Here is a 19,136-nt window from a genome sequence, read left to right on the forward strand (position 1 = left end):
GAGGTGTTCTGCGCCACACTATACCTGTCAGACAGCCGGACAGCTGGACACCCCCACCTAGGAGCGCACTGTGGCCGATACCCGTATCGAGAAGGATCTTCTCGGGGAACGTGACATCCCGACGAGCGTGTATTGGGGAATCCACACTCTGCGAGCCCTGGAGAACTTCCCCATCACCGGGCGCCCGATCTCCACCAACGCGCACCTCGTTCGCGGACTCGCGGCGGTGAAGTGGGCGGCCGCCTCGGCCAATCAAGATCTCGGAATTCTCGACGCCACCCGCGGGGAAGCGATCCGCACGGCGTGCCAGGAGATCCTCGACGGTCAGTGGCACGAGGAGTTCGTCGTCGACGTCATTCAGGGCGGCGCGGGCACCTCGACCAACATGAACGCCAACGAGGTCATCGCCAATCGCGCCCTGGAGATCCTCGGGCATCCGCACGGCGATTACAGCATGCTGCACCCCAACGAGCACGTGAACGCCTCGCAGTCCACCAACGACGTCTACCCGACGTCGGTCAACATCGCGACCATTTTCGCCGTGCACGAGCTCATCGCCTCGATGAAGGTGTTGCGAGACTCGTTCTCCCGCAAAGCAAGCGAGTTCGCCACCGTTGTCAAGATGGGCCGCACCCAGCTGCAGGATGCGGTGCCGATGACCCTCGGCCAGGAGTTCGGCACCTACGCGATCATGATCGACGAGGACTGCTCACGGCTGGAAGAAGCCGCACTGCTGGTCCACGAGATCAACCTCGGGGCGACCGCAATCGGGACCGGCCTCAATGCACCCGCCGGCTACACCGAATCGGCCGTAGCGCATCTGCGCACCATTACCGGCCTGCCGCTCGTCACCGCGACGGACCTCATCGAGGCCACCCAGGACGTCGGGCAGTTCGTGCACCTGTCCGGTGTGCTCAAGCGAGTCGCAGTGAAGCTGTCGAAGATCTGCAACGATCTGCGGCTGCTGTCCTCCGGACCGCGCGCCGGCTTCAACGAGATCAATCTGCCTCCGATGCAGGCGGGTTCGTCGATCATGCCCGGCAAGGTGAACCCCGTCATCCCCGAGGTACTCAATCAGGTTGCCTACGAGGTGATCGGCCACGACGTCACCATCACGATGGCCGCCGAGGCAGGACAGCTGCAGCTCAACGCATTCGAGCCGATCATCGTCAAATCCCTGTCCGACGGAATGGCGCATCTGAGTGCCGCGTGCCGCACCGTCGCGCATCGATGTGTCGACGGCATCACCGCCAACGTCGACCTGCTGCGTGAGCGCGTGGAGAACTCCATCGGTCTGGTCACCGCGCTCAGCCCCTACCTCGGATACGTGGAATCGACTGCCATTGCGCAGGAAGCACTGGTCAGTGGCCGCAATGTCGTGGATCTCGTACTCGAAAAGGGCCTGCTGGCGCGCGAGGAGCTGGATCGACTGCTGAGCCCCGAGCATCTCGCGAACCTGCGGGTGGCTCCCACCGAGCATGCCGTTGCTCCCGAGACGTCGACGAGGTGACACGATGAGCACCGAGAACCCGACACAGAAGCAGGCCTTCAGCGAAGAGGACCTGGGGTATCGAAAAGAGTTGGCCCCGCGCCAGATTCAGATGATCGCCATCGGTGGCGCGATCGGCACGGGCCTCTTCATGGGTGCCGGCGGCAGACTGCACGACGCTGGGCCGGCCCTGGTGCTCGTGTACGCGCTGTGCGGCTTCTTCGCGTTCTTGATCCTGCGCGCACTGGGCGAGCTGGTGATGCACCGGCCGTCGTCGGGATCGTTCGTCTCGTACTCCCGCGAGTTCTTCGGGGAGAAGGTCGCGTTCGCCGCCGGCTGGCTCTACTGGATGAACTGGGCGATGACGGCCGTCGTGGACGTCACGGCCGTCGCGCTGTACATGAACTTCTTCAAGAAGTACTGGGCCCCACTGGGCAACGTCGACCAGTGGGTGTTCGCGCTCGCAGGCTTGGTGCTCGTGCTCGGCTTGAACCTGGTGTCGGTCAAGGTGTTCGGCGAGCTGGAGTTCTGGTTCGCGCTCATCAAAGTCGTTGCGCTGGTGACCTTCTTGGCGATCGGTACCTACTACGTCATCTTCGGCACGCCCATCGACGGGCAGGAACCGGGTCTGAGCGTCCTCACCGACAACGGCGGTCTCATCCCCAACGGACTGCTGCCGGCGATCGTCGTGATCCAGGGCGTCGTGTTCGCCTACGCCTCGATCGAGCTGGTCGGCACCGCCGCCGGGGAGACGCAGAACCCGGAGAAGGTCATCCCCAAGGCCATCAACACGGTCATCGTTCGCATCGTCGTGTTCTACGTCGGCTCGGTTCTGCTGCTGTCACTGCTGTTGCCGTACACCGCCTATCAGGCCGGTGAGAGTCCGTTCGTGACGTTCTTCGGAGCCATCGACGTCGACGGTGCCGACGCGATCATGAATCTGGTGGTCCTCACTGCGGCGCTGTCCTCACTCAACGCCGGGCTGTACTCCACCGGGCGTATCCTGCATTCGATGGCCGTCGCCGGCTCGGCGCCCAAATTCGCTGCACGGATGAACAAGTCGGGTGTACCGTACGGCGGCATCGCGCTGACGTCGGTGGTGACATTGCTCGGCGTCGTCCTCAACGCCGTTGTGCCGGCGCAGGCATTCGAGATCGTGCTCAACCTCGCTGCACTCGGCATCATCAGCGCCTGGGCCGTCATCGTGGCGTGTCAGCTGAAGTTCTGGTCGCTGTCCAAGACCGGCGCGGTCACCCGACCTGCATTCCGGCTGTTCGGTGCTCCGTACACCGGATACGCAACGCTAGGCTTTCTGGCGTGTGTACTCGTGCTGATGGCCTTCGACAAACCGGTGGGAACCTGGACGGTGGCGTCGATCCTGCTCATCGCGCCGATGCTGATCGGCGGTTGGTATCTGTGCCGCAACAGAATTCGAGAGGTGGCGGCGCGCAGTGAGTGAGCATGTCGCCTTGTTGACCACCGGCGGGACGATTGCCAGCAGTCGAGACGAGCACGGGGTCTCTCGTCCGGTTGCCGGCGCGGGGATCGAACTCGACGGTGTGCGGGTGCGCGAGGTGATGTCGAAGGACAGCTCCGCCCTGGACTTCACGGATCTCGACACCATTCGCACGGCAACGGCCGACGCTCTGGCCGAGGACGGCTGCGTCGGAGTGGTGGTGCTGCACGGCACCGACACGATGGAGGAGTCGGCGTTGTACGTCGATCTGTTCCACGACGACGAGCGTCCGGTGGTGTTCACCGGTGCGCAGCGCACCTCGGATCATCCCGATCCGGACGGTCCGAACAATATCGCTGCAGCGGTGGCGGCAGCGCAGTCCGAGCAGGGTGTCCTGATCGCCTTCGGCGGACGGGTGCTGCCTGCCCGCGGTGCCATCAAGACGCACACCACCGAGCTCGATGCGTTTCGGTCTGCGGCGCTTCCTCGGCCGAAACCCCTGCAGTGGAAGCCCGTTGCCGGGATTCGGGTCGACATCGTCGCCCTGTACCCCGGTGCCGACGGTATGCAGATCGACGCCGCCCGTGAAGCCGGGGCGTCGGGGATCGTGCTCGAGGCGCTGGGCTCGGGCAACACCAATGCCGGCGTCGTGCACGCAGTGAAGGAGGCGGTGGCGGCCGGGGTGCACGTGGTCGTCACGACGCGGGTGCCGTTCGGTGAGACCTCACCGACGTACGGCGGCGGCGGAGGTGGACACGATCTGCTCGATGCAGGTGCAGTGTTCTCGCGGGAACTGCGCGCGGGGCAGGCACGTATTCAGTTGGCGGCGCTGATTGCCACCGGAGCAAGTGACGTGATTGTCCACAATTCCTTCGCGTAAGCGGAAACCCGCCTGCGAAACCGAATAGTGGACACTCAGCGCACCACACCTGTGCCATACCGTTACTCTAGGTAACTATGGTCGCCCTGATCGAGATCGAATTCGCTCCGCATTGGGTGAACGCGGCGCTGGTGCGCACGCTGGCACGGCCGTTCGTCACGATCGACGGCGTCGAGCATCGGCAGTCGTGGACCGATCCGTCGACGTATGCGCTGGAGCCGGGCAGTCATGAGCTCGCCGCCTTCATTCGGTACCGCGGCACGAACGCTGCGCTGGGAACCGGCCGTCGATCGGTGAGTGTGCAAGCAGGGCAACAGGTTTCGCTGCGCGCGCGCAACGGCTGGGCGAATCACATGCCGTTCGAGCTAGAGCTCCGACGCGCCCCAGGTCTCGACGAGTAGTTCGTCACCGATCGACACGGTGCCGTTCTGCAGCACCGAGAACTTCGCTCCGAAGGCCACGCCCTTCTGCCGCGCGCGGCGATAGGTGGCCAGGGTGCGCAGGGGTTCGGGGCCGCCCCGCTCACCGGTGGTCTGCTCGACCGTCGTCACCGCACACCGGATGGCCAGTTTGGTGTACGCGAGGCGAGCGGACCCGATCCCGACCTCGCGAATCTCGTCTTCCCGATGAGGTTCTTCCCAGCCGTCGACGACGATGTTCGGGCGAAATCGATCCATCGGCAGTGCGACGTCGAGTCGGGAGTCGAGACCGGCCAGCGTGGCGGTCGAGAGGATGTGCACGGCGGCGCTGTCGGCGAATTGTGCTGACCCGGGCGAGATTCCATCGGTGACTCGGCCGTGGCCGCGTGGGGCGGCGACCAGCCTCGACGGTTCTCCGATCACCTCGGTGAGCCAGGCGGCGACCTCGTCGCCCTGATCGATTCCTCGCATGGGTGCGCGGAACATCGTGATGTCGCGAGGCGCGGAGTCCCGATCGACAGACACGGTCATCGAACCTGCCGATGCGTGTTCGAGAGTCAATGCCCCGTCCGTCATCGAGCACCGAACGACCGCGAGAACGGGATCGCTGCGCTGACTGCGAAAAGCGCCGTCGTCGTCGACGATCATGAACGCTCGATCGTGTTCGAGCCCGGTGGCACTCACCGAGGCCGAATTCAGTGCGACACCTGCGCATCCCTTGACGGGGTAGGTGACCAGAGACGAAATGCGCACGCGTCGAGGATACTGGGCTCCATGACACGTGCTCTGTTGGTAGTGGATGTGCAGAACGATTTCACCGAGGGCGGCGCGCTCGCGGTGACCGGCGGCGCGGAGGTCGCTCGCAAGGTCAGCGCGTACCTGGCGCGTCACGGCGACGAGTACGAGCTCGTGGTGTCCTCGCGCGATTGGCACGATGCGGAGGGCGACAACGGCGGACACTTCGCTACCGATGCCGCCCCGGATTTCGTCACCACCTGGCCGGTGCACTGTGTGGCGGGCACGGTCGGAGCCGAGTACCACCCGGACTACGCAACCGGTTCGGTCGACGTGCACGTCTACAAGGGGCAGGGGAAGCCGTCGTACTCCGCGTTCGAGGGCGTCACCGAGGACGGGACACCTCTGGCCGAGGTACTCGCCGCCAACGAGGTCACGGCCATCGACGTCGTCGGACTTGCGACCGACTACTGCGTGCTGGCGTCGGCGAAAGACGCTGTGACCGAGAAGCTCGACGTCCGCGTTCTCACCGACCTCGTTGCGGGCGTTGCGCCCGAGACCTCGGCCGCGGCCCTCGACGATCTGCGGGCGTCCGGCGCGGCGGTGGTCTAACCGTCGATCGTCGTGGTGATGAAGGTGACCGACGGTGCGGCGGGCGTGCTGCCGAAGCCGAAGGTCACCGGGGGAGTGACCGGGGTGAGTGTCCCGAGGTCCTCGCCCTGCCACGATGCCGAGACGTCGGTGACGCGGTGTTGCCCTCGCGCACCGTAGTACTCGCGTCGGCCGCCTCCGGCGCTGCCGCGGGTGCGTACTCCCCGCAGTATCACTCGGGCGATGGGGTCGCTGATCGCGCAGAACCACGGCGCCGTGGACATCGCGTCGGGAACGAGGCTCAGCGCGCGCCCGAGCAGGGTGGGGCCGGCAACGCGGATTCTCACGGACAGATCACCCGCTGTCACCGACCGCCAGTTGTCGGGCTGAGCGGCGAATGTCACCGGCACGATCTCGGTGGCGTCGAAGGTGTATGTGGCGGTGACGAACTCCCGAACGTCCTCGTTGGGCGCGACGAGCAGGCGTCTACCGTCGGCGAATTGGATCATGACGTCGGTGAACTCGCCGAGTGGCGATCGAGTCCAATGCCCGACTACGATTCGCACACCCGACGCTGTGCCTACCCCGTAGATCTCACCGTGAAACCGTGATCTTGTCATCGTGCACCCTTCCCTCGTCAGCACTGTGCGCTCCCGAACTGTGCGGTGCATAGTGGAGGTCATGGCGTCCTCTCAACCCACTGTATTCGTCCTGTTCGGCGCAACCGGAGACCTCGCGAAGCGAATGGTCCTGCCGTCGTTCTACCAACTTCACATCGAAGGCCTGCTGCCCGAGAAGTGGGTCCTGATCGGCAACGGGCGTAAGGACTCGTCCGACGACGAGTTCCGCGATCATGTCCGCAGCGTTCTCGACGAGTTCGTCGAGAACGTGGCCGAGGACGATTGGTCGGCATTCTCCGAGCGAATCCGCTTCGCGGGCAACGGCTTCACCGTCGACGATCCCGGCAAGCTGCCCGAGGTCGTGGCCGAGGTGAAGAAGGACATCGGCGACGACGCCCAGTTGGTGCACTACATCGCGTTGCCGCCGAGCACCTTCGTCGATTACACGAAGGCCCTCGGTGCACACGATCTCGCCGACGGTGCCCGGGTGGTCTACGAAAAGCCCTTCGGCACGTCGCAGAGCAACTTCGAGGAACTCGACAAGGCCGTCCACGAGGTGGTCGACGAAAAGCAGGTCTATCGAATCGACCACTTCCTCGGTAAGGAAGCGACACAGAACCTGCACGTGGCACGGTTCGCCAACGGAATGATCAGTGGCATCTGGAACGCCGAGCACGTGGCGCAGGTACAGATCGACGTCCCCGAGACGCTCGACATCGACGACCGTGCCGAGTTCTACGACGCCACCGGTGCCGTGCTGGACATGCTCGTCACGCACCTGTTCCAGGTCGCGGCCGAGGTGGCGATGGAACCGCCGGCATCGCTGAAGGCCGATGATCTGCAATCGGCTCGCGAGACGGTGATCGGCCAGTTCCGGCCGCTGGACACAGCCGAAGTGGTCCTCGGTCAATACGACGGTTACCGCGACGTCGAGGGCGTCGACGAGGACTCGAAAGTCGACACGTTCGTCGCAGCCAAGTTGTGGGTCGACACCGACCGCTGGCGTGGGGTTCCGTTTCTGCTCCGCACCGGAAAGATGTTGGGTGCCAGCGAACAGCGCGTCTCGTTGGTGTTCCGCAAGCCGGCCGACAGTCCGCTGGGTGAGCTGCCGGAGGACGGCGCGGTGCTCTCGTTCGACCTCTCCGGCGACGGCAGCATCGACATCGCCATGACGGTCAAGGAGCCGGGTCCGGATTTCGACCTGTCCGTCGGACACCTTGCGCTGCCGCTCGAGTCGGTGCCCGATGCCGAGCCGCTCAGCCCGTACGCGCGCCTGATTCTCGACGTGCTGGCCGGCGACCGATCGCTGTTCACTCGGCCCGACGGTTTGGCGCACGTATGGGACGTGGCTGCGCCGTTGCTGAACGACCCGCCCGCAGTGCAGAGTTACGCACCCGGTTCGATGGGTCCTGCCGCGGCCGACGAACTCGCGGCACCGTGCGGGTGGTTGATCACAGGAAAGTGACGGCGGCCGATGAGATTCGGCTCCGACGAGTAGGTTTCGTGTCGTCAAACAGTCCGTAGGTCCTTTTTGTCCGAAACCGTGGACCAGGTTGTGTGCGGAACGTTATGTTTCACCCCGCCTGGTCACACGTCCGGACCGGGCCTCAGTCCTGCCTCCGAAAGGTAACCATTCTCATGCTTCTCGATCTCATCACCGGTCTGCTCGGCGGCGGCACCGACGGCGGCGGCCTCGGCGGAATCATCACCGACGGCATCGCCGCAGGCATCTCCGACGCGATCACCGGTCTGTTCACCGGTAGCGCCGAGGGAATCTCCAGCGCCAGCTAGCCGCGAAGCCCCGGCCCGGTTCGTTCGGGTCCGGGGCTTCCTCGTGTTCGGGCTGCGCTGTCATGCGCGACGCGGCACCAGCATCAGGGCGGCAAGGTAGATCAGCACGACGGTACCGCCGGTCAGGACCGCTCCGGCGACGGTGGCGAGTCGGACGACATTGACGTCCCAGCCGAAATATTCGGCGATGCCGCCGCACACACCTCCGATCATCTTCTGTGAACTGGACAGGGTGAATTCTCTGGGTGAACCGCTCTCGAATGTCATGATGAAAAGTCTGCGTCATCAACGGCTTTCGGCACATCGGGGGTTTCACCCATATCGACCCCGATAAACGGATGGTCCGAAAGCGCAGCGCGAACAAGATTCTCGACTTTTCCGGTCGAGCCCTGGACCGGAGGCTTCGGCGAGGATTACGGTCGGACGTGTCGGATGCTTCCGGTCCGTCCCCCTTGCGGACCGGAAGCGCTCTCGATGTGATGATGCGTCGGCTGTTCACCGAATCGCCATGGATTGGTCACCGAGGAGCACTAACTTTCGGCACATGACCGCCAACGATCTTCGCAACGGTGAGGCTTCGCGCACCAACCTGAGCGACTTGCTCGACGTCACCAAAGCTGTGGATCTTGCCGATACGTCGGGTTTCACCGTCGACGACTCCGATGACGACGACCCCGTCCTGCTGACGGTTCCCGACGGGCACGTCGTCGATACCTGGCGGGAGAACTACCCGTACGACGAGCGCATGACCCGGGCGGAATACGACCTGGAGAAGCGCCTGCTGCAGATCGAACTGCTCAAACTGCAGATGTGGACCAAAGAGACCGGTCGACGTCACGTCATCATCTTCGAGGGCCGTGATGCTGCCGGTAAGGGTGGCACCATCAAACGTTTCATGGAGCACCTGAATCCCCGCGGTGCCAGTGTCGTCGCCCTGGAGAAGCCGTCGGCCCGTGAGTCGACGGAATGGTACTTCCAGCGTTACATCGCGCATCTGCCCGCCGCAGGCGAGATCGTCATGTTCGACAGGTCCTGGTACAACCGGGCAGGTGTGGAGCGCGTCATGGGTTTCTGCACCGACGAGCAGCACGCTCAGTTCGTTCGGCAGGCTCCACTGTTCGAGCAGATGCTCGTGGACGAGGGCATCAGCTTGACCAAGTTCTGGTTCTCGGTGTCGCAGCACGAGCAGCGCACCCGCTTCGCCATTCGGCAGGTGGACCCGGTGCGGCAGTGGAAACTCTCGCCCATGGACCTTGCATCGCTGGACAAGTGGGACGCGTACACCGCTGCGAAGGAAGAGAACTTTCGCGCTACCGACACCGACGTCGCACCGTGGACGGTCGTCAAGAGCAACGACAAGAAGCGCGCCCGCATCAACGCGATGCGGTTTGTGCTCAACAAATTCGACTACGCCAACAAGGACCCCGAAATAGTCGGGGAAACAGACCCATTGCTCGTAGGTCGCGCGAAAGACGTGATCGGCGAATAGTTTTCGACCGGAACGCGGTGCGCTTTCCGGCAAAACGTTGCGGTACCGACTCTTCGGGGTCTCGAGTTGGTACCGGGTACTGCACCGGAGGTGAGTGTGCGGTAGGAACGAGGTAGGTCGTATCACCTACGGCTGTACGTACACACGAGCATCAGGAGATCCCATGGGTTCAGCAGCGCAGTTCATTTCCGACATTGCCACCGGCGTCTACGACGGCATCGTCGATGCGATCGTCGACCAGATCGTCGGCGTGCTGACGTCGGGTAGCGCCGCTTAAACAGTGCGTGACGTGCCGCGGTCGCCGTCGGGGGGCGGCCGCGGCATCGGCGGCACCGTGACCGTTTTGTGATGGCTCACTAAGATTTTCGACTTTTAGTTCCAAATGCGTATACAGAACGTTATCTGTTCGGGTAGAAATCTTCTTGCAGAGGTAATCGAGTGACGACCGTCACGTTCGATCTGCACATCCCCCTCTATCAAGGAGTCTGTCGCATGTCCGCTGAACTCGGTGACCTCTTCACAATCCTCCTCCAGCTCTTCTCGGGAATCAGTTCCTCCTCGGACTGACCGACCGCCGCGCCGCGGGCCTGAGGGCCCGAACGGCTGACCGCAGTCTCTCGTCCGACGAACCTGCAACGATTCACGATGCTGTGTCGGCATCGAATCCCCCTCTCTCGAAGGAGTTTTCATGGAATTGCTCACGATCCTGCTGCAGCTGCTCGCTCTCGGTAGCTCGGAAGGTACCGGCTCGTCCCTCGACGTCCCCGGCCTCCCCACCTGATTCACAGCTTCCCGATTCACAGCTTCCCGACCCACGGCTTCGAGCCGGGCCCGACGTACCGTCGGACCCGGCTCTCGTCGTTCGAGGTGTCATCCGTTCGATCGAAATATCCTGAGACAGTGCACTGTTCGGCGGCGGTCCGGTCGATCTGAGTCGACGTCGTCGATGCGGCCGGTAACTCCCATCCGATCATCGGGTGAGGTAGCCCCTCGGGGGATGGGCAGTCGAAAGCCCGCTCCGTCATAGAAAGCCCGCTCCGTCATAGGGTGGGCCGATGCAGACGGTTCCGATTCAGATGCCCGACGGTTCGACAGTGCCGGTGTCACTGTTTCCCGGCGAAGGACGTGACGATGCGCCTGTGATCGTCGTTCTTCCCGGCCTCGGCATTCCCGGGGGTTACTACCGCTTGTTTGCCGAGGCGCTCGTCGCGCGTGGGTTTCATGCCGCGATAGGCGACCTACGCGGTCAAGGCGACAGTGTCCCGAAACCGAGTTCGGCGAGTCGGTACGGCTACCAAGAATTGGTGGCGGTCGATTTTCCGGCGATCTTCGAGGTGGTTCGGGAGCAGTTCCCGGAGGCGACGCCCTACCTTCTCGGTCACAGCATGGGTGGGCAGCTCGGGTCGATGTACGCCGCCCGTATCCGTGGCAGGCTCGGCGGATTGATTCTGGTGGCGTCCGGGTCGCCGTATCACCGTGGCTTCGGCACGACCCGCGGCGTTCCGCTGTACGTGGGCGCGGCCGCCATGGCGATCACCAGCAGCATCGCTGGATTCTGGCCGGGGGACCGAATCGGTATCGGCGGCTTCGGTCGTCAATCCCGTGTCCTGATCGACGATTGGTCCCGATTCGCGCGCACCGGATCGATCGAGCCGGCGGGGGCGGACATGGACTACGAGGAACGCATGGGCCGGCTGACGCTTCCGGTGCTCGCGGTGACCATCGAAGGTGACGACCTCGCACCGCGCGGCTCCATGGACAACCTCGTCCGCAAGCTCGTTCGTGCCGACGTCACCTCGAAGCACGTGGACGAGCCCCTCGGTCACAACGGCTGGATCCGTAACCCCACCGCGGTGGCCGACCTCGTCGCCGAGTGGATGCGCAAGTAGTTCACTCGAATTAACTTTCGGTATTTCGCTCGCTATTCGTCATTTCTACATACTTTCGGTTCGTTTTGGTGTAGAAAGCTTTTGAACCAACAATTGTTCGACGACGTTAGTGAGCACGACTATGAACGGCGTGGGGGATTCGATTCGTCGACGCAGGGGTGGGACGAGGGTCGTCCGGTCGTCCGCAGGGCGCAGACTGGCAGTTCTGTGTGTGGCCGCCTGCATGACGGCAGTGGTGCACCCTCTCGCGAACGCGACGCCGATCGACCCGCTGTCGATTCCGTCCACATCGTCCTACGTGGTTCGCACCGAGGCGACCGACGACGTGGCCATGACCGCGTTCGTCCACTCGGCGGCGATGGATCGAACGATTCCGCTCAAGATTCTGCGCTCACCCGACCGGACGGCGCCTAGTCCCACGCTGTACCTGCTCAACGGTGCGGGCGGTGGAACCGACGGAATGGACTGGTACACCCAAACCGACGTCGTATCCTTCTTCGCCGACAAGAACGTCAACGTGGTGACGCCGGTGGGTGGGGCCTACTCCTACTACACGGACTGGCAGCACGACGATCCCGTCCTCGGCCGCAACAAGTGGGCGACGTTCCTGGCGGACGAACTGCCCCCGCTCATCGACGACCTGCTGGACACCGATGGGCGCAATGCTATTGCCGGTATCTCGATGGCGGCGACCTCGGTACTGAATCTGGCGATTCGGAATCCGGGGCTCTACAAGGCCGTCGGCTCGTACAGCGGCTGTGCTTCGACGACCGATGCGTTGGGCAAGGCGTACGTCAAGACGGTCGTGTCCATGGCGCTCGGTGCGAACGTGGCGAACATGTGGGGACCGGACAACGACCCGGATTGGATTCGCAACGACGCTGTGGTCAATGCCGAAAGTCTGCGTGGCACAGCGCTGTACGTCTCCAACGGCAGTGGTCTGGCCGGGGCGTCGGACACTCTGGACGGCACCAATCCCAACGGACCGGGCTTCGTGCTGCTCAACCAGATGGTCGTGGGCGGTGCGATCGAGGTGGCCACCGGCGACTGCACTCGGCGTTTGAAGACCGCCCTCGAACGGCTCGACATTCCGGCTCATTTCGAGCTCCGTGACCGGGGTACCCACTCGTGGGGTTACTGGCAGACCGACCTGCACAACTCGTGGCCGATGTTCGAGGCCGCTCTCGCCGGGTGATCAGCGGTCTCCCCCTAGGTGTCGCCACAGAAACTCGTAGGTCAACGCCGTCTTGAAGGCCAACTGCGCATTGTCCGACGCCCCGCCGTGTCCACCTTCGATGTTCTCGTAGTAGCTCACGTCGTGGCCGAGTTCGGCCAGTGATGCGGCCATCTTGCGAGCGTGTCCGGGGTGGACGCGGTCGTCCCTCGTCGACGTCGCGATCAAGATCGGTGGGTACCGGCGCTCCGACGCGGGCACCACGTTCTGGTAAGGGGAGTACTGCGAGATGAACTCCCACTCGTCCGGGTCGTCCGGGTCGCCGTACTCGGCCACCCAGGACGCGCCCGCGAGCAGCAGGTGGTATCGCTTCATGTCCAGGAGTGGGACCTGACATACCAACGCTCCGAACAGTTCCGGGTACTTCGTCACCATGATGCCCATCAGCAGGCCGCCGTTGCTACCGCCCTGCGCGGCCAACCGATCGGTGGTGGTGATGCCTCGGGTGACGAGATCGCGTGCGACAGCAGCGAAGTCCTCGTGCACCAGATGGCGTCCGGCGCGCAGTACCTGGGTGTGCCAGGACGGCCCGTACTCACCGCCGCCGCGGATGTTCGCGACGACGTAGGTGCCACCACGTTCGAGCCACGCCCGTCCGGTTGCGCCGCTGTAGCCGGGGGTCATCGAGATCTCGAAGCCGCCGTAGCCGTACAGGAGCGTGGGACCGGGCCCGGAATCGGCGCGGCGGACGACGAAGTAAGGGATCTGTGTTCCGTCGTCCGAGCGGGCGAAGAACTGCTCCACCGTCATACCGTCGGCGTCGAAGAACGCCGGGGCCTGCTTGAGGATCTCGAGCTCTGCTCCCACCGTGCCGAGCAAAAGCGTCGCCGGAGTGAGATAGCCGGAGGAAGAGAGGAAGAACTCGTCACCGTTCTCCTCGGCGTCGGTGCCGACGATCTCGGTGGACGTCAGGTCCGACAACCCGTCGATCGTGCCGGCGTCCCACTCCTCTTCACGTGGGTTCAGGACGTGCAACTGCGTTCGTACGTCCTGCAGCGTCACCAACAGCAGGTAGTTCTCGGTCCAGGCGTACTGATGTAGAGAAGTATGCTCGTCCGGGGCGAACAGAACCGTCAAAGATGCTGTGCCGGACATGAACTCGTCGAAATCTGCAGCGAGCAGTGCGCCGGCAGGATAAGTTTCGTCGCCGACGGTCCACGGCGTCATGGTCCGAACCAGCAACCACCTCTCGTGCACCGAGGTCGACGCGTCGGTGGGCGTCGGGATCCGGGTCAACGTGGACCCGTCGAGTACGTAGGTCTCGGAGTTGTAGAAGTCGGTGGCCCGCTGGACGAAGTCGCGCTCGAAGCCGGGGGTGCGATCGTGCCAGGCGGAGATCGAGATGTCCTGTGCTTCACCCTCGAAGACGGTCTCGGCCTCGACGAGGGGAGTGCCGCGCCGCCACCGCTTGGTGATCCGCGGATAACCCGATTCGGTCAACGAACCGGGTCCGAAATCGGTTCCGACGAAGACGGTGTCGGCATCGATCCAGCCGATGTCGGTCTTGGCCTCGGGTAGCGCGAATCCGCCGTCCTCCGGGGCGCGGAACGTGCGGGAGTCGAGATCGAACTCACGGACCACCGTCGCGTCGGCTCCGCCGCGCGAGAGGGTGACCAACGCCAGCTTCTGATCGGGCCGCAGCACCTGGGCACCGCCCCAGACCCAGTTCTCGCCCTCGCTCTCGGCCAGCACGTCCAGGTCGAGCAGAACGTCCCACACCGGATTCTCGGTTCGGTATTCGTCCATCGTGGTTCGACGCCAGAGGCCGCGGATGTGCTCGCCGTCGCGCCAGAAGTTGTACAGGAACTGCCCGCGGCGTCGTGCGTACGGTATGCGGGCGTCGGTGTCGAGAATCTCGCGGATGCTCGCCTCGGTGGTTTCGAAGCCCGGGCCGCTGAGCGCCTCGACGGTGAGCTCGTTCTTCTCGCGCACCCACGCGAGCGCAGCGTCGCCGGTGACGTCTTCGAGCCAGAGGTACGGGTCGTCCGAAATTGCCATTCCACAGTTCTAGCAGCAGACGCGTCCTCGGGTCGGCCGGTGATCGAGAGGCTACCGACGGGTAACGAAGACCAGGTCGAGACAGTGCGGCAGAGCACGACTACGCTGGGGCCTCGTGACCTCACACTATGACGTCGTTGTCCTCGGAGCCGGTCCCGGTGGGTACGTCGCTGCTATCCGCGCGGCACAACTCGGACTCAGCACTGCCATCATCGAGAAGAAGTATTGGGGCGGTGTGTGCCTGAACGTCGGCTGCATCCCCTCGAAGGCCCTTCTCCGTAACGCCGAGTTGGCGCATCTCTTCACCAAAGAGGCCAAGCTGTTCGGTATTTCGGGTGAAGCGTCCTTCGACTTCGGCGCGGCATTCGACCGCAGCCGCAAGGTTGCCGACGGCCGCGTCAAGGGCATCCACTTCTTGATGAAGAAGAACAAGATCCCCGAGTACGACGGCCAGGGCACGTTCACCGATGCCAACACCATCGAGGTCGAGCTGACCAAGGGCGGTACCGAGACGATCACGTTCGACAACGCGATCATCGCGACCGGCAGCACCACCAAGCTGCTCCCCGGAACCGAGCTGAGCAAGAACGTCGTCACGTACGAAGAGCAGATCATGACCAAGGATCTGCCGGGTTCGATCCTCATCGTCGGTGCCGGTGCCATCGGCATGGAGTTCGGCTACGTGCTCAAGAACTACGGCGTCGACGTCACCATCGTGGAGTTCCTCGATCGGGCGCTGCCCAACGAGGACAAAGACGTCTCGAAGGAAATCGAGAAGCAGTACAAGAAGCTCGGCGTCAAGGTCATCACCGGCGCAGGCGTGCAGAGCATCGACGACGACGGCTCCAAGGTCACCGTCGAGATCAAGCACAACAAGTCCGGTGAGAGCGAGACGTTCACCGTCGACAAGGTGATGCAGTCCGTCGGTTTCGCCCCTCGCGTCGAAGGATTCGGCCTCGAGAAGACCGGCGTGGAGCTCACCGATCGCGGTGCCATCGGCATCACGAACACGATGCAGACCAACGTCCCCCACATTTACGCCATCGGCGACGTCACGGCCAAGCTTCAGCTCGCCCACGTGGCCGAGGCACAGGCCGTCGTGGCTGCCGAAACCATCGGCGGCGCAGAGACATTGCCGATCGACGACTACCGCATGATGCCGCGTGCGACGTTCTGCCAGCCGCAGGTCGCCAGCTTCGGTCTCACCGAGGATCAGGCCCGCGAAGAAGCGCAGGCTCGTGGATCCGACATCAAGGTGGCGAACTTCCCGTTCGCCGCCAACGGCAAGGCACACGGCCTGGGCGATGCCACCGGCTTCGTCAAGCTCATTGCCGACACCGAGCACGGCGAGCTTCTCGGCGGCCACCTCATCGGACCTGACGTCTCGGAGCTGCTGCCCGAGCTGACCCTGGCCCAGAAGTGGGACCTTACGGTCAACGAGCTGGCCCGCAACGTTCACACCCACCCGACTCTGTCGGAGGCACTGCAGGAAGCGATCCACGGCCTCGCAGGCCACATGATCAACTTCTGATCCTCTCCCCGAACACAACGGCGGCGACCACTTCGGTGGTCGCCGCCGTTCGTTCTGTGTGCTCTGCCTACGACTTTCGCCAGTGATCGAACCTGCCCTTGATGTCCGACGCCACGTCGCCGATTCCGTTGCCGACGGCGTCGACGGCACCGGTGAAGCCACTTCCGATGTCGCGAACCGTTTTGATCAGCGGGTCCTCCGAGGTGTCGAAGTTGTTCTTGTAGGTGCGCGCCGCGTTACGGAACTCCTCCGACACCTTGGCCTCGTGGTCGGTGGACCTGCGCGGGTACTCGCCTCGCAGTACGGTCGCGTACTCGCCGCTGTCGACCCACTTCTCGAGCTCGGCGGCGCGCAGCACGGAGAAGGGGTGCGAGAGTAGTTCGAGATTGAGCAGTTTGAGTACGCCGTCACGCAGATCCCCACTGGCCTCGTACTCGGCAGCTTGCTCGAGGAATGCGTCGACGTCGATCTCGCTGATGCGTGCGCCGCCCGCCAACTTGAGCTGCACGCGGATCGCGGTGTGCACATCCTGTCCGCACAGCAATCCTGCTCTGTCACCGGACAATTCGGACTTGCGCTGCCATTCCATCAGGCCGGCGATGACCGCGCGCAGGGCCCAGCCGCCCACCGGAACCCAGCCGACGGTGCCGGCGAGGCGCATCAGATGCATCAGCACGGTTCGATACACCGCGTGACCGGACAGCGCGTGGCCCAGTTCGTGGCCGACGACGAATCGCTGCTCCTCGTAGGTCATGATGTCGAGCATGCCGGTGGTCAGGACGATGAACGGGCGGTCCATGCCGATGGTGAACGCGTTGACCATCGGCGACTGAACCACGAACAGTTCGGGTGTCTCCTCGGCCCCGAGAATCTGCACGCAGTCGGTGCGCAGGTCGTTCAGGTCCTTGAATTGGCGTTCGTCGACGCGCACTGCGGTGGCGAGGTACATCAGGCGATGCTGTCGTTCGCGCAACAGCCCGGACAGCGTGCGCAGAACGGTGTCGAACCCTTTGAGGGTGCGCAGGGTGACCAGGGCAGCTCGGTCCGACGGGTGCTCCCACGTGCGAGAGGAGATATCGGGGAATTCGATGCGAGTGCGATCCGGAGGGGTGGTCAATCTGTTTCTCCCAGTAGTCGGTGGAAAATTAAAGTATCAGTAAAGCGGGGCGAGTGGTCCGAACTCGAATCATGAAGCAGTGCTATCGATTCTGTGAACAGTCATAGCCCAGCTGCTGATGAAAACGTCACTTGGTCGAGTGCAGGCTGGTAGCTTTCGATTCTGCGCGGGGGAGTCGCGCTTCTCGTAAGGCCTGGGGGTGGGGAATTGTCGTCGCGAACTTCGACGCTCGCGCGCGTCAGCGACGGGGTGTCCGGTGGATTCAGAACATTCGGTCAGACCCTGGAACTGGGCATACTTGCCTTCGTTCACCTCTTTCGCGATGTCGTCACGCTGCGTCATCCGTGGCGCGACACCATCGACCAAGCCTGGTTCGTCGTCACCGTCACCGTGATTCCAGCAGTATTGGTGTCCATTCCGTTCGGCGTCATCGTGTCCGTCCAGGTCGGCAGTCTCACCGATCAGATCGGCGCGACGTCCATCGCGGGAGCCGCAGGTGGCCTCGGGGTGATTCGCCAAGGTGCCCCGATCGTTGCGGCGCTGTTGTTGGGCGGTGCCGCAGGCGCGGCGGTCGCTGCCGACCTGGGAGCGCGCACCATCCGTGACGAGATCGATGCCCTGTCGACGATGGGAATCGACCCGGTGCGCAGACTCGTCGCGCCGCGGCTCGCAGCCATCCTGCTGGTGGCGCCGTTCCTGTGCATCCTCATCATCTTCATGGGGTTGGCCGCAGGCTATGCGATCAACGTCGGCTTTCAGAGTGGGACGCCCGGCAGCTACATCAGCTCGTTTGCGTCCTTCGCTTCGGTGGCAGACCTCGTCGTAGCTCTGGTGAAGACCGAGATTTTCGGAGTCATCGTCATCATCGTCGCCTGCCACCGCGGGTTGTCCGCCGCCCACGGACCGCGAGGCGTCGCCAACGCGGTCAACGCCTCCGTGGTTCTCGGTGTGGTATCCGCGTTCACCGTCAACGTCGTCATCACTCAATTGGTTGCGATGTTCATGCCACAGAAGTTGGGCTGAGATGGCAACTCCTTCTCGGTACACAGTGCATGGCACCGCCCATCTCACGCGTGGCGTCAGATATCTCGGGCGCAAGCCGTTCGATGTCCTCGAAATGCTGGGTCATCAGCTCACGTTCTGCGTCAAGGTGCTGGCGGCCATCCCCCACACCGTTCGCTCCTACCAGCGTCAGATGCTGCTCATCCTCAGTGATATCACCTGGGGCAGTGGCAAATTGATCGTCGGTGGCGGAACCGTCTCGGTTCTGGTGGTGTTGGGTGTCGCGGTGGGTGCATCCGTGGGAATCGAAGGATTCAATTCCCTCGGCATGGTGGGCATGGAGCCGTTGACCGGTTTCATCTCGGCGTACGCCAGCACTCGCGAACTGGCCCCGATGATCGCGGCCATCGGATTCGCGACGCAGGCAGGATGTCGGATGACGGCCGAGATCGGTGCGATGCGTATCTCGGAAGAGATCGACGCCCTCGAAGCTCAAGGCATACAGTCGATGCCGTTCGTCGTCACCACCCGAGTGATCGCGGGAATCGTCACGATCGTGCCGCTCTACCTGCTGACACTCATTCTCAGCTACGTATCGTGCGCCGTGGTGGTTCGCGTGGTCGGCGGACAGTCGTCCGGCACGTACGACCACTACTTCAGTGCATTCCTGCAGCCGACGGATGTGCTGTTCTCACTGCTCAAGGCGGCTGTTTTCGTCGTGACGATCATCCTGATCCACGGTTATCAGGGGTACTACGCCTCGGGCGGTCCGGAAGGTGTGGGGCGTGCATCCGGACGTGCCATCAGAGCCAGCCTCGTCGCTGTGGTGGTGCTGGACATGATCATGACGTTGGTTCTGTGGGGATTCGACTCGGGCATAAGGATTTCGGGGTAG

At 63.6% G+C, this 19,136-nt stretch carries 18 protein-coding genes; 13 read left to right on the top strand and 5 right to left on the bottom strand.

The features are described 5' to 3' along the window. Positions 1 to 70 precede the first annotated feature (70 nt). The 4 genes from aspA (at position 71) to CH294_RS14460 (ending at position 4,226) form a co-directional block, all read left to right on the top strand. Positions 71 to 1,510 carry an aspartate ammonia-lyase gene (gene aspA, locus CH294_RS14445; protein ID WP_032380289.1) on the top strand — a complete coding sequence of 480 codons (1,440 nt, stop codon included), beginning with the start codon at positions 71 to 73 and terminating at the stop codon, positions 1,508 to 1,510. A gap of 4 nt (positions 1,511 to 1,514) precedes the next feature. Next, complete coding sequence (locus CH294_RS14450; protein WP_032401791.1) at positions 1,515 to 2,948, top strand: amino acid permease; 1,434 nt, start codon at positions 1,515 to 1,517, stop codon at positions 2,946 to 2,948. Further along, the gene (locus tag CH294_RS14455; RefSeq protein ID WP_094738310.1) at positions 2,941 to 3,825 is read left to right on the top strand and encodes an asparaginase; all 885 of its coding nucleotides are present in this window, start codon (positions 2,941 to 2,943) and stop codon (positions 3,823 to 3,825) included. Before CH294_RS14450 ends, CH294_RS14455 begins: the two co-directional genes overlap by 8 nt. A gap of 77 nt (positions 3,826 to 3,902) precedes the next feature. Then, the gene (locus tag CH294_RS14460) at positions 3,903 to 4,226 is read left to right on the top strand and encodes a hypothetical protein (RefSeq protein ID WP_094738311.1); all 324 of its coding nucleotides are present in this window, start codon (positions 3,903 to 3,905) and stop codon (positions 4,224 to 4,226) included. On the opposite strand, the gene CH294_RS14465 is transcribed toward CH294_RS14460, so the two are convergent. Then, on the bottom strand, positions 4,191 to 4,997 hold the full coding sequence (locus tag CH294_RS14465; protein WP_094738312.1) for an MOSC N-terminal beta barrel domain-containing protein: 807 nt from the start codon (positions 4,995 to 4,997) through the stop codon (positions 4,191 to 4,193). The two genes, CH294_RS14460 and CH294_RS14465, sit on opposite strands and share 36 nt — an antisense overlap. A gap of 21 nt (positions 4,998 to 5,018) precedes the next feature. On the opposite strand from CH294_RS14465, the gene CH294_RS14470 reads away from it, so the two are divergent. Next, positions 5,019 to 5,591, top strand: a complete 573-nt coding sequence (locus CH294_RS14470; RefSeq protein ID WP_094738313.1) for an isochorismatase family protein — start codon at positions 5,019 to 5,021, stop codon at positions 5,589 to 5,591. On the opposite strand, the gene CH294_RS14475 is transcribed toward CH294_RS14470, so the two are convergent. Beyond that, complete coding sequence (locus tag CH294_RS14475) at positions 5,588 to 6,190, bottom strand: hypothetical protein (RefSeq protein WP_094738314.1); 603 nt, start codon at positions 6,188 to 6,190, stop codon at positions 5,588 to 5,590. The genes CH294_RS14470 and CH294_RS14475 overlap by 4 nt on opposite strands. Positions 6,191 to 6,251: 61 nt before the next feature. Between CH294_RS14475 and CH294_RS14480 the strand changes: the two genes are divergently transcribed. Then, on the top strand, positions 6,252 to 7,655 hold the full coding sequence (locus tag CH294_RS14480) for a glucose-6-phosphate dehydrogenase (NADP(+)) (RefSeq protein WP_094738421.1): 1,404 nt from the start codon (positions 6,252 to 6,254) through the stop codon (positions 7,653 to 7,655). Positions 7,656 to 7,828: 173 nt separating this feature from the next. Further along, entirely contained in the window at positions 7,829 to 7,981 is a 153-nt protein-coding gene (locus tag CH294_RS27490; protein ID WP_155290872.1) for a hypothetical protein, read from the top strand. A gap of 60 nt (positions 7,982 to 8,041) precedes the next feature. Here CH294_RS27490 and CH294_RS14485 read toward each other — a convergent pair whose 3' ends face one another. Beyond that, positions 8,042 to 8,248 (bottom strand): PspC domain-containing protein, encoded by a 207-nt coding sequence (locus tag CH294_RS14485; RefSeq protein ID WP_032380296.1) that lies wholly within the window; start codon positions 8,246 to 8,248, stop codon positions 8,042 to 8,044. Positions 8,249 to 8,525: 277 nt separating this feature from the next. Here CH294_RS14485 and ppk2 point away from each other — a divergent pair, with 277 nt between their 5' ends. The 3 genes from ppk2 to CH294_RS14500 all read left to right on the top strand — a co-directional run bounded on the left by ppk2 (position 8,526) and on the right by CH294_RS14500 (position 12,554). Continuing rightward, positions 8,526 to 9,470 (top strand): polyphosphate kinase 2, encoded by a 945-nt coding sequence (gene ppk2, locus CH294_RS14490; RefSeq protein ID WP_170944722.1) that lies wholly within the window; start codon positions 8,526 to 8,528, stop codon positions 9,468 to 9,470. Positions 9,471 to 10,525: 1,055 nt separating this feature from the next. After that, positions 10,526 to 11,359, top strand: coding sequence for an alpha/beta fold hydrolase (locus CH294_RS14495; protein WP_094738315.1), 834 nt, complete (start codon positions 10,526 to 10,528; stop codon positions 11,357 to 11,359). Positions 11,360 to 11,582: 223 nt separating this feature from the next. Continuing rightward, the gene (locus CH294_RS14500) at positions 11,583 to 12,554 is read left to right on the top strand and encodes an alpha/beta hydrolase family protein (protein ID WP_170944723.1); all 972 of its coding nucleotides are present in this window, start codon (positions 11,583 to 11,585) and stop codon (positions 12,552 to 12,554) included. Here CH294_RS14500 and CH294_RS14505 read toward each other — a convergent pair whose 3' ends face one another. Next, the gene (locus tag CH294_RS14505) at positions 12,555 to 14,591 is read right to left on the bottom strand and encodes a prolyl oligopeptidase family serine peptidase (RefSeq protein WP_094738316.1); all 2,037 of its coding nucleotides are present in this window, start codon (positions 14,589 to 14,591) and stop codon (positions 12,555 to 12,557) included. 115 nt (positions 14,592 to 14,706) lie between these two features. Here CH294_RS14505 and lpdA point away from each other — a divergent pair, with 115 nt between their 5' ends. After that, on the top strand, positions 14,707 to 16,122 hold the full coding sequence (gene lpdA, locus CH294_RS14510; protein WP_027498423.1) for a dihydrolipoyl dehydrogenase: 1,416 nt from the start codon (positions 14,707 to 14,709) through the stop codon (positions 16,120 to 16,122). Positions 16,123 to 16,189: 67 nt separating this feature from the next. Here the strand turns inward: lpdA and CH294_RS14515 are convergent, their stop codons facing one another. Beyond that, on the bottom strand, positions 16,190 to 17,239 hold the full coding sequence (locus CH294_RS14515; RefSeq protein WP_032401797.1) for a M48 family metallopeptidase: 1,050 nt from the start codon (positions 17,237 to 17,239) through the stop codon (positions 16,190 to 16,192). A 207-nt stretch (positions 17,240 to 17,446) separates the two neighbouring features. Between CH294_RS14515 and CH294_RS14520 the strand changes: the two genes are divergently transcribed. Further along, a complete protein-coding gene (locus CH294_RS14520; protein ID WP_094738317.1) occupies positions 17,447 to 18,262 on the top strand; it encodes an ABC transporter permease in 816 nt (271 codons plus the stop codon). Positions 18,263 to 18,356: 94 nt separating this feature from the next. Then, entirely contained in the window at positions 18,357 to 19,136 is a 780-nt protein-coding gene (locus CH294_RS14525) for an ABC transporter permease (RefSeq protein WP_230592377.1), read from the top strand.

The organism is Rhodococcus sp. 14-2483-1-1, assembly GCF_002259335.1.
GTDB lineage: Bacteria > Actinomycetota > Actinomycetes > Mycobacteriales > Mycobacteriaceae > Rhodococcoides.

What these genes read in the sequence shown, in the direction of transcription:
- CH294_RS14450 (WP_032401791.1), top strand. Translation starts at nt 1,515, where the DNA reads ATGAGCACCGAGAACCCGACACAGAAGCAGGCCTTCAGCGAAGAGGAC.
- CH294_RS14460 (WP_094738311.1), top strand. Translation starts at nt 3,903, where the DNA reads ATGGTCGCCCTGATCGAGATCGAATTCGCTCCGCATTGGGTGAACGCG.
- CH294_RS14470 (WP_094738313.1), top strand. Translation starts at nt 5,019, where the DNA reads ATGACACGTGCTCTGTTGGTAGTGGATGTGCAGAACGATTTCACCGAG.
- CH294_RS14475 (WP_094738314.1), bottom strand. Translation starts at nt 6,190, where the DNA reads ATGACAAGATCACGGTTTCACGGTGAGATCTACGGGGTAGGCACAGCG.
- CH294_RS14480 (WP_094738421.1), top strand. Translation starts at nt 6,252, where the DNA reads ATGGCGTCCTCTCAACCCACTGTATTCGTCCTGTTCGGCGCAACCGGA.
- CH294_RS27490 (WP_155290872.1), top strand. Translation starts at nt 7,829, where the DNA reads ATGCTTCTCGATCTCATCACCGGTCTGCTCGGCGGCGGCACCGACGGC.
- CH294_RS14485 (WP_032380296.1), bottom strand. Translation starts at nt 8,248, where the DNA reads ATGACATTCGAGAGCGGTTCACCCAGAGAATTCACCCTGTCCAGTTCA.
- ppk2 (WP_170944722.1), top strand. Translation starts at nt 8,526, where the DNA reads ATGACCGCCAACGATCTTCGCAACGGTGAGGCTTCGCGCACCAACCTG.
- CH294_RS14495 (WP_094738315.1), top strand. Translation starts at nt 10,526, where the DNA reads ATGCAGACGGTTCCGATTCAGATGCCCGACGGTTCGACAGTGCCGGTG.
- CH294_RS14500 (WP_170944723.1), top strand. Translation starts at nt 11,583, where the DNA reads ATGACGGCAGTGGTGCACCCTCTCGCGAACGCGACGCCGATCGACCCG.
- CH294_RS14505 (WP_094738316.1), bottom strand. Translation starts at nt 14,591, where the DNA reads ATGGCAATTTCGGACGACCCGTACCTCTGGCTCGAAGACGTCACCGGC.
- CH294_RS14525 (WP_230592377.1), top strand. Translation starts at nt 18,357, where the DNA reads ATGCTGGGTCATCAGCTCACGTTCTGCGTCAAGGTGCTGGCGGCCATC.